14 protein-coding genes are annotated in these 13,258 nt (G+C 66.4%); 4 read left to right on the top strand and 10 right to left on the bottom strand.

What is annotated here, in order from left to right; genetic code table 11:
* Window positions 1-32: 32 nt before the first annotated feature.
* Complete coding sequence (locus tag QWJ37_RS12985) at window positions 33-1,151, top strand: HoxN/HupN/NixA family nickel/cobalt transporter (protein WP_290245489.1); 1,119 nt, start codon at window positions 33-35, stop codon at window positions 1,149-1,151.
* 40 nt (window positions 1,152-1,191) lie between these two features.
* Here QWJ37_RS12985 and QWJ37_RS12980 read toward each other — a convergent pair whose 3' ends face one another.
* The 7 genes from QWJ37_RS12980 to QWJ37_RS12950 are packed head-to-tail and all read right to left on the bottom strand — an operon-like array spanning window position 1,192 to window position 6,557.
* Complete coding sequence (locus QWJ37_RS12980) at window positions 1,192-1,914, bottom strand: ATP-binding cassette domain-containing protein (protein ID WP_290245488.1); 723 nt, start codon at window positions 1,912-1,914, stop codon at window positions 1,192-1,194.
* 34 nt (window positions 1,915-1,948) lie between these two features.
* Window positions 1,949-2,824, bottom strand: a complete 876-nt coding sequence (locus QWJ37_RS12975; RefSeq protein ID WP_290245487.1) for an urease accessory protein UreD — start codon at window positions 2,822-2,824, stop codon at window positions 1,949-1,951.
* Complete coding sequence (gene ureG, locus QWJ37_RS12970) at window positions 2,781-3,557, bottom strand: urease accessory protein UreG (RefSeq protein ID WP_227904118.1); 777 nt, start codon at window positions 3,555-3,557, stop codon at window positions 2,781-2,783. The genes QWJ37_RS12975 and ureG overlap by 44 nt, the downstream gene beginning before the upstream one ends.
* Window positions 3,550-4,221: an urease accessory UreF family protein gene (locus tag QWJ37_RS12965; RefSeq protein ID WP_290245486.1), complete on the bottom strand. Its 672-nt coding sequence runs from the start codon at window positions 4,219-4,221 to the stop codon at window positions 3,550-3,552. The genes ureG and QWJ37_RS12965 overlap by 8 nt, the downstream gene beginning before the upstream one ends.
* A 1-nt stretch (window position 4,222) precedes the next feature.
* Window positions 4,223-5,929, bottom strand: a complete 1,707-nt coding sequence (locus tag QWJ37_RS12960; protein ID WP_227904123.1) for an urease subunit alpha — start codon at window positions 5,927-5,929, stop codon at window positions 4,223-4,225.
* A 2-nt stretch (window positions 5,930-5,931) separates the two neighbouring features.
* A complete protein-coding gene (locus QWJ37_RS12955) occupies window positions 5,932-6,246 on the bottom strand; it encodes an urease subunit beta (RefSeq protein WP_227929655.1) in 315 nt (104 codons plus the stop codon).
* Between the two features lie 8 nt (window positions 6,247-6,254).
* Window positions 6,255-6,557 carry an urease subunit gamma gene (locus tag QWJ37_RS12950; protein WP_227904126.1) on the bottom strand — a complete coding sequence of 101 codons (303 nt, stop codon included), beginning with the start codon at window positions 6,555-6,557 and terminating at the stop codon, window positions 6,255-6,257.
* Between the two features lie 102 nt (window positions 6,558-6,659).
* On the opposite strand from QWJ37_RS12950, the gene QWJ37_RS12945 reads away from it, so the two are divergent.
* Complete coding sequence (locus QWJ37_RS12945; protein WP_227904128.1) at window positions 6,660-7,409, top strand: sulfite exporter TauE/SafE family protein; 750 nt, start codon at window positions 6,660-6,662, stop codon at window positions 7,407-7,409.
* Between the two features lie 51 nt (window positions 7,410-7,460).
* On the opposite strand, the gene QWJ37_RS16205 is transcribed toward QWJ37_RS12945, so the two are convergent.
* A complete protein-coding gene (locus tag QWJ37_RS16205) occupies window positions 7,461-8,066 on the bottom strand; it encodes a hypothetical protein (RefSeq protein WP_356882412.1) in 606 nt (201 codons plus the stop codon).
* A 206-nt stretch (window positions 8,067-8,272) separates the two neighbouring features.
* Here QWJ37_RS16205 and QWJ37_RS12935 point away from each other — a divergent pair, with 206 nt between their 5' ends.
* The gene (locus QWJ37_RS12935) at window positions 8,273-9,169 is read left to right on the top strand and encodes a phosphodiesterase (RefSeq protein WP_269436395.1); all 897 of its coding nucleotides are present in this window, start codon (window positions 8,273-8,275) and stop codon (window positions 9,167-9,169) included.
* A gap of 27 nt (window positions 9,170-9,196) precedes the next feature.
* Here the strand turns inward: QWJ37_RS12935 and QWJ37_RS12930 are convergent, their stop codons facing one another.
* Window positions 9,197-9,616, bottom strand: a complete 420-nt coding sequence (locus QWJ37_RS12930) for a pyridoxamine 5'-phosphate oxidase family protein (protein ID WP_227904130.1) — start codon at window positions 9,614-9,616, stop codon at window positions 9,197-9,199.
* A 139-nt stretch (window positions 9,617-9,755) separates the two neighbouring features.
* On the opposite strand from QWJ37_RS12930, the gene QWJ37_RS12925 reads away from it, so the two are divergent.
* On the top strand, window positions 9,756-11,429 hold the full coding sequence (locus QWJ37_RS12925) for a catalase (RefSeq protein ID WP_227904131.1): 1,674 nt from the start codon (window positions 9,756-9,758) through the stop codon (window positions 11,427-11,429).
* Window positions 11,430-11,515: 86 nt separating this feature from the next.
* Here the strand turns inward: QWJ37_RS12925 and QWJ37_RS12920 are convergent, their stop codons facing one another.
* Entirely contained in the window at window positions 11,516-13,141 is a 1,626-nt protein-coding gene (locus QWJ37_RS12920) for a stealth family protein (RefSeq protein WP_290245485.1), read from the bottom strand.
* Window positions 13,142-13,258: the final 117 nt, after the last annotated feature.

The raw sequence follows: 13,258 nt of genomic DNA, 5'->3' as shown, positions 1-13,258 counted from the left end.
AGAATCTGTTCCCGTCTGAATGGTTGGCCCGCATGATCGGTTCCTCGCCCGCAGCCGCACGTCCCGCAGCTCCTTCCGCCGTTTCCGGCGTCCACAACCGGGGCGGCAGAGCCCTCTGGGGTATGGGGCTGGGCATCCTGGCCCTGCACCTGCTGGGATGGGGCGGATTTGCCCTGCTGGTGTTGCCGCATGACTACACCGCTGCCGGCGGGGCCGGCTTCGGCGTCGGCCTCGCGCTGACCGCGTACCTGCTGGGTGTACGCCACGCCTTCGACGCGGACCATATTGCCGCCATCGACAACACCAGCCGCAAACTTGCCGCCGGCGGAAAAGCCCCGGTCACCACCGGTTTCTGGTTTGCCCTGGGGCATTCCACGGTGGTGCTGGTGGCGGTAGCGCTGTTGGCCGCCGGCGTGAACGCCCTGGCCGGTCAGCTATCCGACGACGGATCGGTGCTGAAGCAGGTGGCCGGCGTGTGGGGGCCGGCGGTGTCCGGCTCGTTCCTGCTGTTGATCGGTGCCATTAACCTGCTGGCCCTGCGCGGAATCGTCCGCGCCTACCGGAAGCTGCGGTCCGGCGGCTACAGCGAGGATGAGCTTGAACGTGCGCTGGACCAGCGGGGGCTGATGGCCCGCCTGCTGGCACCGGTGTCCCGGCGCGTGGATAAGGCTTGGAAGCTCTACCCGCTGGGATTCCTGTTTGGCCTCGGGCTGGATACCGCCACCACCATTGGCCTGTTTGTGGTGGCCGGCGGCGCCGTTGTCCTGCTGCCGTGGCAGGCGGTGATGGTGCTGCCGCTGCTGTTCACCGCGGGCATGGTGCTCTTCGATTCCCTGGACGGGATTCTCATGAGCCGGGTGTACCGGTGGGCGTTCGACTCCCCGCAGCGCAAGGTGTTTTACAACCTGGTGATCACGGCAGTGTCGGTGCTGGCCGCGTTTGGTGTCGGCCTGGTCGTGCTGGGTGGTCTGCTGACGGAAACCCTGGCTTTGACCTCGGGGCCGGTGGCCTGGCTGGGGAACCTGGACCTGGAATACTTCGGGTTTGCCGTGGTGGGGTTGTTTGCGGCGGCGTGGATTGGCGCGTATGCCTTCTGGAAGGTCGCAGGTGAACGGAACGGCACTGCGGGAACGGCTGCCGAAACCGGCTGAGCAGGCAGCCGCCTTCCTCAGGCGGGGCCGCGGGCGTGCTTCAGAGCCTGCGCAGGTACCGCTCGGGAGCGTCAAAGAAGCCTTGCCAACTGCTGACCAGGTCCAGGTCCTCCCACTGCTTTTCGCGGAAACCCCACGGCCCCAGTTCCAGGATGCGCGCCCCGGGGAGCGCCGCGAGCAGCGGGGAGTGGGTCGAAAGCAGCACCTGGGACCGGCCGTCGGCCACCAGGTCCTTCAGCAATCCCAGCAGTGCCAGGCAGCCGGAGAAGGAGAGCGCGGATTCCGGCTCGTCCAGCACCCACAGGCCGGGACCGCGAAACCGGTCCACGGCCAGGGACAGGAAGGATTCCCCGTGGGAGAGGGAATGGAACTCGGTGTCCATCCGCGAGGTTGACGGGTTCTGCTCCAGATAGGTGAAGAAGCCGTGCATGGTTTCCGCTCGCAGGAAGTATCCCCGTTTGGTGCCGCCGGGGTTGCGGACCAGCTGCAGGTGTTCACTCAGCACCGATTCCGTGGACCGGGTAGTGTGCCGGGCTCCGGTGGATCCGCCCTCGGGGGAGAGCCCGAAGGCAAGGGCAACGGCTTCCACGAGGGTGGATTTTCCGCTGCCGTTCTCACCCACAAACACGGTGGCCGGGGCAAGGTCGAGCCCCGAATCCAGCAGCTGGGCCACCGGAGGCAGGGTGGCAGGCCACGTTGTCCGCTCAAGTGGCTCCAGCGGATGTTCCCTCACCTGTCGGATCGGGTACCGGTTGCTCAACATGTGCAGATTCTTTCATGGCTTTGACCGCCTCCCACTAAGGGTTCCGGTCCGTCCCGGCCAGCAGCCCGGCCTTCCACTGCGCGTACACCGGTTCGAGCAGGCGGTCTGCCGCGTGCGCAGTCCCGGTCAGGGCGCGTGTCACCGCACCGGGCTGCGCCAGCTCGAACCTCCGGGCGCCCGGCGCCGATGTTCCGGCGCACTCTTCGCTCAGCGGTTCCGGCCGCCAGCCGGCCGCCGTCACACTGCCCATCACCTTGGAGCCGCCCAGGATGCCGACGGCGCGGTGCCGCATTCCGTGCAGGTCCAGATCCTCGTAGAGGTAGTCGGTCTCCGGGCCGGACAGCCGGGTGATGCTGCGCAGCGGACCGGCAGCCTCCCCGGAACGGCCCAGCACCAGGGTCTCCCGGAGCAGGAACCGCGCCCCCGGGCCCATCCGCACCCGGGTTTCACGCAGCACGTTGGACCCTTCCGCTCCCACAAAGGCGGCACCCTCCCAGATCAGCACGGCGCCCTCGCCGAGCACCGCGTCCAGGCACCAGCGGGACTGCCGGCCCTCGGCGTCGTACGCCACCATCCCGGCAGGCTCGATCACCTCCAACGTGACACCGGCACCCACTGCAATCTCGATCCGCACATCATCGCCGCCCAGCAGCATCATGTGGATGCCGATCAGGGCCACGCGCAGGTGCCGCTGCCCCGGTGCCGAACCGCCGGCTACCGGCCGGGGCGCCAAATAGAGGCCCTGGTCCAGCAATGCGAAGCGCGCCCCGTCGCCGGATGCCTCGACGGCAATCCGGGTGGGCCGGGGCGGGGCGGCGGGCCGGTCGGCGGCCTGGGGAGCCGCGGCGCCTGCCGCCCTGTGGGCCTCAGTGCTGGTGGCGGACAGCGTCGGCACCTTCGGCGTCGTCATGGGTATGGATGTAGCCGCCGTCTTCATCGGCGTGGAAATGGGGCGCCATGGGGCCCGGATCCTGCGGGGTGTGGCTGCCCGCGCGGTGCTTGGCCACCATTTCCCGGACCCAGGCGCTGAGCCGGTCCACGGTGTCCTGCTGCTTGCGGGACAGCGCCAGCACCGGGCCGCCTTCCCGGGCGTCAACGGCGTCGGCGAGCATCTGCTCCACGTCCACGTCCACGTACGGTGCCAGGTCAATCTTGTTGATGACCAGCAGATCGGCGCGGGCAATGCCGGGACCGCCCTTGCGGGCCACGTCCCCGCCGCCGGCCACATCAAGCACAAAGATCTGTGCATCCACCAGCGCGGGGGAGAAGGTGGCGGTCAGATTGTCGCCGCCGCTTTCCACCAGCACCAGGTCCAGGGGTGCGAAATCGGATTCCAGATCCTCCACGGCCAACAGGTTGGCGGTGACGTCATCGCGAATGGCGGTGTGCGGGCACGCCCCGGTTTCCACCGCACGGATCCGTTCCTCCGGCAATACGCCGGCCGAGCGCAGGAAGCGGGCGTCCTCATCGGTGTAGATGTCATTGGTGATCACGCCTATCTGCAGTTCCTCCGACATGGCACGGCAGATGGTGGCGATCAGTGAACTCTTGCCGGTTCCCACCGGCCCGGCAACGCCCAGGCGCAGCGACCGGGTGGACGCGGCTGCGGCGGGGATGGTCTCTTGGGTCAGGTTTTCAGGCAACGAACAGTCTCCTTGTTCTGGTGGTGTGGTCTTCGGCCCAGTGCTCCATCCAGGGGGCACTGAGGGCGGGAATCTCCTCGGGGGTCTGCACCCGCAGGGACTCCTGTGCGACGGCCTCAATCTCCTCCGCAGCGGCCAGAATCCAAGCGGTCGCGTCCATCGGATCAATCGGCAGAAGTTTCAGGGCGGCGGCCACCACGGACTGGGCGTCGTCGTAGCAGCACAGCCGGGCGAGCGGTAGTTCGCCCACGCCCAGCGCTGCGGCAGTGACTCCCAGGGCTACCGGGCGCGTGGGTTTGGGAACGGTCCGCAGCAGTTCGACGACGGCGGGATGCCCGGGCCGCAGCCGGCCGGCCAGGCGCAGCATGCCCCGGCCCAGGCGGCGGGAGGCGTCCCGCTGCGCGGCGGAGGGCGTGCGCGCGTCCAGGGCCGCCTCAATCCGGTCAAACCCCGAATCCGTCCGGTGCGCCAGCACCGCCGCGGCGGTTTCCACGCGGACAACGGTGTGCAGCCGGGAGCGCAGGTAGGGATACACCCCGTCCACGCCCAGCCCGGCAATCACTGCCGGTTCCAGGCCGGCCGAGTGCGAGTAGGCCCCGGAGGGCAGGCGGGAATCGGCCAGCAGAAACGCGGCAATTCCGGTGTCGTCGGGCACGCTCGTCATGTCAGAACAGCGAGTAGCGCTGGGTCAGGGGCAGGTCGGAAACGGGGGCCGGTTCAATGACCTGCCCGTCGATGCTGACCATAAACGTTTCCGGGTTCACCCGGATGTCCGGCAGCGCCGTGTTGTTGGGCAGTGACGCCTTGGTGACGTTCCGGGTGGAGCGGATGGGGGACAGGGAACGGACCAGGCCCAGCCTGTCGGCCAATCCGTCCTCGAGGGCCGCCGGTGCCACAAAGGAGGTGGACAGGTGCGGTGCAGACGACGCCGTCCCGGCCAGTGCCTCGCGCATCCAGACCGGCTGCGGCGTGGGCAGCGTGGCGTTTGGATCACCCATCTGCCCGGCCACAATGGCGCCGCCCTTGATCACCAGGGCCGGCCGGATCCCGAAGAACGCCGGTTCCCAGAGCACCAGGTCCGCCATTTTTCCGGTCTCGATGGATCCCACCTCGTGGTCAATGCCGTGCGCCACCGCGGGGCAGATGGTGTATTTGGCAATGTACCGGCGCACCCTTTCGTTATCTGCCGGCAGCGCGGATTCCGCCGCACCCATGTAGTCCTTCATCACGTGGGCCACCTGCCAGGTGCGGGTGATGGTTTCCCCGATCCTGCCCATGGCCTGGGCATCCGAGGAAGTGATGGACATGGCGCCCAGATCCTGCAGCACATCCTCGGCCATCATGGTGTTGGCCCGGATCCGGGACTCGGCAAAGGCCAGGTCCTCGGGGATCCTCGGGTTCAGATGGTGGCAGACCATCAGCATGTCCAGGTGCTCGGCCACGGTATTGACCGTGAAGGGCAGTGTGGGGTTGGTGGAGGCAGGCAGCACATTCGCGGCGGCCGCTACCGTAATAATGTCCGGGGCATGGCCGCCGCCGGCACCCTCGGCATGGAAGACGTGGATGCCCCGGCCCTTGATGGCGGCAAGGGTGTCCTGGACGTAACCGGCTTCGTTGAGCGAGTCCGCGTGCAGCGCCACCTGGACGCCCCACCGGTCCGCAGCGGTCAGCGCGGCGTCGATGGCGGCCGGCGTCGAGCCCCAGTCCTCGTGCACCTTGTACCCGGCGGCGCCCGCGAGTGCCTGTTCCCCGAGGGCCGCCTGGCTGACGGTGTTGCCCTTGCCGTAGAGCAGGAAGTTCATGGGCAGGTGATCCAGCGCCCGGTGCATAACCTGCAGGTTCCAGGCTCCGGGGGTCACGGTGGTGGCCTTGGATCCTTCCGCCGGGCCGGTTCCGCCACCGCCCACCGTGGTGATGCCGGAGGCCAGCGCCTCGCGCAGCGCGTCGGTGCCCAGCAGGTGTACATGCGTGTCGATGCCGCCGGCGGTGAGAATGCGTCCCTCTCCGGACACCACCTCGGTGCCCGGACCAATCACCAGGGCCGGATGGACGTTGTCCATGATGTCCGGATTGCCGGACTTCCCGATGCCGGCAATCCGGCCCTGCCGCACACCTACATCGGCGCGGACAATGCCCCAGTGGTCCACAATCACCACGTTGGTAATGATCAGGTCCGGGGCTCCCTCTGCCGAGGTGCGGGTGGACTGGGCCATGGATTCGCGGATGTTCTTGCCGCCGCCGAATACGGACTCGTCACCGCCGAAGGTGTAGTCCTTTTCCGGGCTGATCCACAGATCAGTGTCTCCCAGCCGGATGGAGTCGCCGACGGTGGGTCCGTAGAGATGGGCGTATTCGTGCCTGCTGATGTGCATGCCTAGGCGCCTTCCTGCAGTGTGTCGGGCCGAAGCCGGAGGCCGGGAACGGTGCCGGTGCCTGCCAGCCGGACGAGGGTGACCTCACGGGAGGCGCCGGGCTCGAACCGCACGGCAGTTCCTGCAGGCACACCGAGGCGGAAGCCGACGGCGGCTGCCCGGTCGAAGGTCAACGCGGCGTTAACGTCTGCGAAGTGGAAGTGGGAGCCGATCTGCACCGGACGGTCGCCGTCGTTGGTAACAACCAGCGTGCGGGTTTCCCGGCCGGCATTGATCTCCAGGGCGCCGTCGGCGGTACGGATTTCGCCGGGAATCATGCGGCCGCTCATGAGATCGGGTCCGTGATGGTGACCAGCTTGCGGCCGTCCGGGAACGTGGCTTCAATCTGCAGGTCCGGGATCATTTCCGGCACCCCCTCCATCACGTCGTCGCGGCGCAGCACCTGCCGGCCCTCACTCATCAGGTCGGCTACCAGCCCGCCTTCCCGTGCCCGTTCCATGACCCAGCAGGAGAGCAGGGCCACGGCTTCGGGGTAGTTGAGCCGGATGCCGCGGGCGCGGCGGTCGCGGGCAACCATGCCTGCCACGCTGAGCAGCAGCTTGTCCTTGTCTGCGGGGGTGAGGAACATGCGGCGATTCTGCCACCGGGTTGTTTCCGTCGTGTTGCGCAGGGGGTGTTTGTGACAGATTGCGAATTGGGCGGGGCCCGTGCCCCGCCATAGACTGCGGCGGTGAGTTCCGGACTGCTGCTAACCGTGCTGATTGCCGTCTTCATTGGTGGCATCGCCCAGCGTGTGGCCGGCATCGGTTTCGGCCTGCTGCTGGCACCGTTCCTTATTGTTGCCCTGGGCCCGGCTCCGGGCGTCGTCGTGACGAATGTGTGCGGGGCTGTCGCTGCCGGACTGGTGATCCGTTCAGTGTGGCGGCGGATCGACTGGCGGATGTATCGGTGGCTGATGCCGCCGGCGGCTGCCGGGGTGCTGCTGGGTACCTATGCCGCCTCACAGCTGCCCGCGCCGCCGCTGGAAATAGGTGTTGGCGTTTTTATGCTCGCCGCCCTGACCTCCTCCCTGCTGCTAACGCGGACCGACGTGGTGCTGCGCGGCGGGCCGCCGAAGCTGGCCGCGGGCCTGCTCGCCGGTCTGAGCAATTCCATGGCCGGTGCCGGCGTGCCGGCAGTGAGCGCCTACGCCGTGCTGGCACGCTGGCCGCAGCCGGCATTTATGGCCACCATGCAGCCGTTCCTGGCGTCCCTGAGCTTGGCGACCATTCTGGTCCATGCCGTCCTGGATCCCGGCCAGTGGCCGGATCTGCAGTGGTGGATCTGGCTGTTGCTCCTGGTGCTGACGCTGGGCGGGCTGCGGACCGGAGCGGCGCTGGCACAGCATGTACCGCAGGCTGCTGCACGGCGGGCCGTGATTGTGCTGGCCTACCTCGGCGCTGCGTCTGCCGTGGTGAAAGGCGTCATCGGTTTGCAGTAACGGAACCGGCCGTGGCCGTAACTGTGCGGGCCGCCGCCCGCCGCCCGCCGTCTAGTTCTTTGCTGCCTTGTCCTTAACCGCCTTACCCGCGGCCGCTGCGGCTTTGCCGGCTGCTGTGGCCTTGGCAGCTTTGGCTGCGCCCTTGGAAGCCTTCCCCGCTGCCTTGCGGGCAGCCTTGCCTGCTGTCTCCACACCGGCCACGGCGGCCGCCGCCTTCACGGGGGTCGGAACCTTCACCACTTTGACCTTGGTCTTCTTCTTTCCGCCGTCCAGGAGCAGGGCGGCGGCAATACCGGCCATCCACGTGTCCTTGGCCAGGCCGGTACCCGCAGCCGTGGGACGGATCCCGTCCTCCTCGGTCATGCCGGGGGTTTTGAGGTACATGCGGATCATGCCGCCGGAGAATGCGCCCAGAATCAGGCCCGCCAGCCGGCTGGGAATGAAAGGCAGCAGGAGGGAAAGGCCCACACAGATCTCGGCATTGCTCAGCAGTTTGCCGAACCGCGCCGCATCAAGGTCCTGGACCTGCGGAAAGGCGTTTGCGGCCATCTGCTGCAGGCCGGCGGCCGATTCGGCATCGAGGTTGCGCTTGTTGAGGCCGGAATTCAGGATGAAAGCGCCGGTGGTGAGCCGCAGGGGGAGATGGCTGAGTTTCATGGACGTTCCTTCGCAGACGTAAGGGTACAAACCTGCCACCGAGCCTACGGCCGGTCCGGTCCCGCGCGCCAGAGCAGTTCCTTCCGATTCCCGTGGCCGGCAGCCAAAACCCGGCGAAACGCGCCCGTGCAGGTTACTCCGGGGCCGCGATGTCTGCTTGTATGGAAGAGGTACGCAGTAGCAGCTGTCGAGTCGAGAAGGTTCTGATGGATTTCCGCCCGGCCGAGCATCCCCGTCCGCGCCACTTCCTCCTCCACCTAAGCGATACCCACCTGCTGGGAGGTGAAGCACCTCTCTACGGTGCCGTGGACAGCCACGCCAACCTCCGGAACCTCTTCGCCCGGCTGGAAGACAGCGGGCAGCGGCCCGACGCCCTGGTGTTCACCGGCGACCTTGCCGACAAGGGTGAAGCCGGGGCCTACGCGCGGATCCGTGACATTGTCCTGCCTGCTGCGGAGCGAATGGGCGCCCAGGTCATCTGGGCCATGGGCAACCACGACAACCGGGCCCGCTTCCGGGAAATCCTGCTGAACGATGCCCCGGAGATGTCTCCGGTGGACCAGGTGCACCATGTGGGCGGGCTGCGCATCATCACCCTGGACACCAGCGTCCCGGGGCGGCATTACGGCGAACTGGCGGACACCCAGCTGGCCTGGCTCCGCCGGGAACTGGACACTTCCGCTCCGGACGGAACCATCCTTGCGATGCATCACCCGCCCGTGCCGAGCGTGCAGGACCTTGCCGTGCTGGTGGAACTCCGCAACCAGCGGGACCTGGCGTCAGTGCTGTCCGGGACGGACGTGCGTGCCATTATTTCCGGGCACCTGCACTACTCCACGTTCAGTACCTTCGCCGGCATTCCAGTGTCCGTGGCCTCCGCCACCTGCTACGCACAGGACCTTTCCACCCCGGGGACCCGCGGGCAAAACGCGGGTCAGGGGTACAACATGGTGCACCTGTATGAGGATTCGGTGGTGCACTCGGTGGTTCCCCTGGAGGAAAGTACCACGGTAGGCGAGCGGGTGGGGCCCGAGGAGACTGCTGCCCGGCTGGCTGCTGCGGGAATCCGTATTCCCGAGGACCGCCGGCTTACCTCAGCCTGAACCCTCTGCGGCCCCACGCTGGCCGGATCACTCCGGTTCCGGCCCCAGATTGAAGAATCGTCCCGAGAGGGTTTCCGGAGTGAGCTCCACAAAGCGGTATTTTTCGGTCCGGACCCAAGGCTTCAGCGGCAGCTTTTCGGCAGCCTCGATCTCCGCGGAGGTCTCCAGTTCCCGGGTGGTGCCCTGCACGATGACGGACCAGGCCTGGTCACTGTGGACGCCGTCCGCTTCGAATGCCACGTACGAGTTGACCGTGAGCTCCGCGAGCTTGGTGCCGGGCGCCGTCCGGAAGAGAATCACGCCGTCGTGCGCAAAATAGTTGATCGGAAAGATGTTGGGCCGGTTGGCGACACTGACCGCCAGCCTGCCGTGGAACGTGTGTTCGAGGTACTTCCAGCTTTGCTCGGAGGTCAGTTCCACTACCGGGGGGCGCTCGTCACTTGTCATGTTTCCAGTGTGCCAAGGGCGACCCCCGGCCGCTACTATCAGGCTGCTTACGAACTTGACTGGCTGCGGGGTTTTGAAGAGAGTTGAGAGGGTAGTTATGCCAGCCAGCTATGGACCTCACACACTCAGAGAGCACGTGATGACAGAAGCAGATACGCAGAATCCCGGTAACGGCCAGAACAATGCCGAGGCCCCCAAGACACTGACCACCCGGCAGGGACACCCGGTCTACGACAACCAGAACACCCGTACGGTGGGCGCCCGCGGACCGGCCACGCTGGAGAATTACCAGCTCTTGGAAAAGATCAGCCACTTCGACCGTGAACGGATTCCGGAACGCGTGGTGCACGCCCGCGGTTTCGTTGCTTACGGCGAATTTGAGGCTTCCGGCAAGTGGGGCGACGAGCCCATTGCCAAGTACACCCGCGCCAAGCTCTTCTCCGAGCCGGGCAAAAAGACCGACGTCGCGATCCGGTTCTCCTCGGTGATCGGCGGCCGCGACTCCTCCGAAGCCGCCCGCGATCCGCGCGGCTTCGCCATCAAGTTCTACACCGAGGACGGCAATTGGGACCTGGTCGGCAACAACCTGGGCGTCTTCTTCATCCGCGACGCCATCAAGTTCCCGGACGTGATCCACTCCCTCAAGCCGGACCCCGTCACCTTCCGCCAGGAGCCGGCGCGCATCTTCGACTTCATGTCGCAGACCCCGGAGTCGATGCACATGCTGGTGAACCTGTTCAGCCCGCGCGGCATCCCCGCCGACTACCGGCACATGCAGGGCTTCGGCGTGAACACCTACCGCTGGGTCAACGCACAGGGCGAGTCCAAGCTGGTTAAGTACCACTGGCAGCCGCAGCAGGGCGTGAAGTCCCTGACCGAGGAAGACGCCGCGAACATCCAGGCCAATGACCTGGGCCATGCCTCCAAGGACCTGTACGAGGCCATCGAACGCGGCGACTACCCCAAGTGGGACCTGTACGTGCAGCTGATGGATGACCACGATCATCCTGAACTGGACTTCGATCCGCTCGATGACACCAAGACCTGGCCGGAGCAGGACTTTGAGCCCAAGTACGTGGGCACCATGACCCTGAACCGCAACGTCACCGATCACCACAACGAGAACGAGCAGATCGCCTTTGGCACCGGTGTGCTGGTGGACGGCCTGGAATTCTCCGACGACAAGATGCTGGTGGGCCGTACGTTCAGCTACTCGGACACGCAGCGCTACCGCGTGGGCCCGAACTACCTGCAGCTTCCGGTGAACTCCGCGAAGAACGCCCGGGTGGCGACCAACCAGCGCGGCGGCCAGATGTCCTTCGGCACCGACCTCGCGCCGGGCCAGAACCCGCACGTGAACTACGAGCCGAACATCACCGGCGGCCTGCAGGAAGCCCCCAAGCCGGAGCAGGCCGAGGTTGGCCCCGAGCTGGAGGGCCGCCTGACCCGTGCCCGCCTGCCGCGCACCAATGACTACATGCAGGCCGGCCAGCGCTACCAGCTGATGGAGCAGTGGGAGAAGGACGATCTGGTCGCCAACTTCGTGGCCAACATCGGCGAGGCGGTCCGGCCGGTGCAGGAGCGGATGCTCTGGCACTTCTACATGTGTGACGACGAGCTGGGCGCACGCGTGGGCGAGGGCCTGGGCATCAGCCTGGAGGAGATCAAGGATCTTGGCCCGCTGGCTACCCAGACGCTCAACGAGGAAGAAACCGAGCGGATGAAGAACCTGGGCCACAACGGTCCCCGCAACGTCGAAGGCCTCACCATGACGCACTGCGTGCCCAATGAGCACGTGGTGGTCACCCGCTAGGACGGCACGGCTGCCTCAGCGAACAACGACGGCGGCAGCGCACTTTTGGTGCGCTGCCGCCGTCGTCGTTTAAGCAGTAGCGCTGCTCAGCGCTCCCAGGGCGCTTTGACCGGGAAGTACTTCTCCAGGAAATCGGTGACCCGTTCCGCACGCTCACCGGCGGGAACCTCCGGGAAACTGCCGTCATTGAGGCAGAACATGTCCATGTTCCGCTTCGCGAGCAGCCGCTCCAGGACTTCCAACCCGGCGTAGGACGTGGTGTCCACGTACTTCACCTTCGCCGTTTCCTGAGTGACGGCACGTCCGGTCAGCAGTGCGTAGTAGTGGTACAGGGAGTTGGTCACCGAGATGTTGTCCTTGGCCCGGAAGGTGCTGGCGGCGGTGGCTGCGAACTCCTCGGGGAATTCCTCCTCCATCTCCAGCAGGACACTGCGGCGCAGGGGAGCGGCGGTGTGTTCCAGGTGCCTGGTGGTGATGCGGCCGAACCGTTCCCACAGCAGCCGCCGGTTCACCCGGGCCGCGTTTTCGAACCCGCTGCGCTCCGCGTCGTTGGCGCCTAGGCCGATCCGGGTGCTGGCCTCGATGAACTTGGTGATCCCGCCGGGGGAGAAGAACAGGTCCGGAGCCACCGGGCGGCCGAAGAACATATCGTCATTGGAGTACAGGAAATGCTCCGCCAGCCCCGGAATGTGCTGCAGCTGCGCCTCCACGGCCTGGGAATTGTGTGTGGGGAGCACTGACGGATCCCTGAAGTGCTCCGTAGCCGGCACAAAGGTGACCGACGGGTGCTCTGCCAGCCAGGCCGGCCGAGGGGAATCAGAGGCAATAAAGATGCGCCGTATCCACGGCGCGAACATGTGTACCGAGCGCAGGGCGTACTTGAGCTCGTTTATCTGGCGGAAGCGGGCCTCATGGTCGTCGCCTTCACCCACCACGGCGTCCTTCATCCGGGCGGCACGGGCTGCCTGGAACTCGGCTGAGCTGCCGTCCACCCAGGAGAACACCAGATCAATGTCGAACCGGATGTCCGTGGCATGGTCGGCGAACATGTTTTCAATGGTCGGCCAGACGAGTCCGTGCTTTTCCACCGTTCCGCGCACCACTTCAGCGGCTGGAAGGGTGCGGCGGGTGAGGGAATTCTCCACCGGCAGGGTGATCTCGGCTCCTTCCAGGTCCCACAGCTCGAGCTGGACGCCTGCGGCGGCTGACAGAACCAGGTTTGTGCCGCTGAAGGCCCGCGGGCGGTAAACCCTGATGATCCGGGTTTTTTCCGTGGGGGCCAGACTGCCGTCGGCAATGAGCAGGGTGCGGCTCTTTTTGGTATCCACGCTGCGGGCATAGAACGGCTCGTCTCGGCAGGCTTCCACCATTGCCTTGCGCAGGGCGGCCCGCATGCGCAGGTCGACGGCGATCACCGGCCGCTGGTCATTGCCGCGTACCAGCAGATAGGGGATACCGGCGTCTTCGAGGACCTTCCGCACAAAAAGCAGATCCTCCACCATGGCCTCATGAGCAGTGCGGCCGGTGTCCATCAAGGCCAGACGGCCCTTGACGAGGGCGATGTCGGGGCGGTCCCTGACCCGCTGAACTACGGCAAGGGACGCGGTCTTCAGGTTCTCCGGCTCGAAGTCCGGCTCCGGGGCTCCGAAGTAGACATCGTGTTCGGCGGCTGTATCTGTAATGGGAACCTCCAACAACTGGTGGGCGCCCACGGGTGAGGCGCTGGGATGATGTGCAGCGCTGCACTGGGGGAACCGGCGGAAGTCGGCACGGCACCGTCAGGTATACCGCAGCGGACGGCCTGCACGCTATGTGCTCAGCTGCCTGCC

Source organism: Arthrobacter sp. YD2 (assembly GCF_030410475.1).
Classification (GTDB): domain Bacteria; phylum Actinomycetota; class Actinomycetes; order Actinomycetales; family Micrococcaceae; genus Arthrobacter_B; species Arthrobacter_B zhangbolii.
The sequence above is the reverse complement of the archived record's forward strand: the minus strand, read 5'-3'. Positions and strand labels throughout refer to the sequence as shown.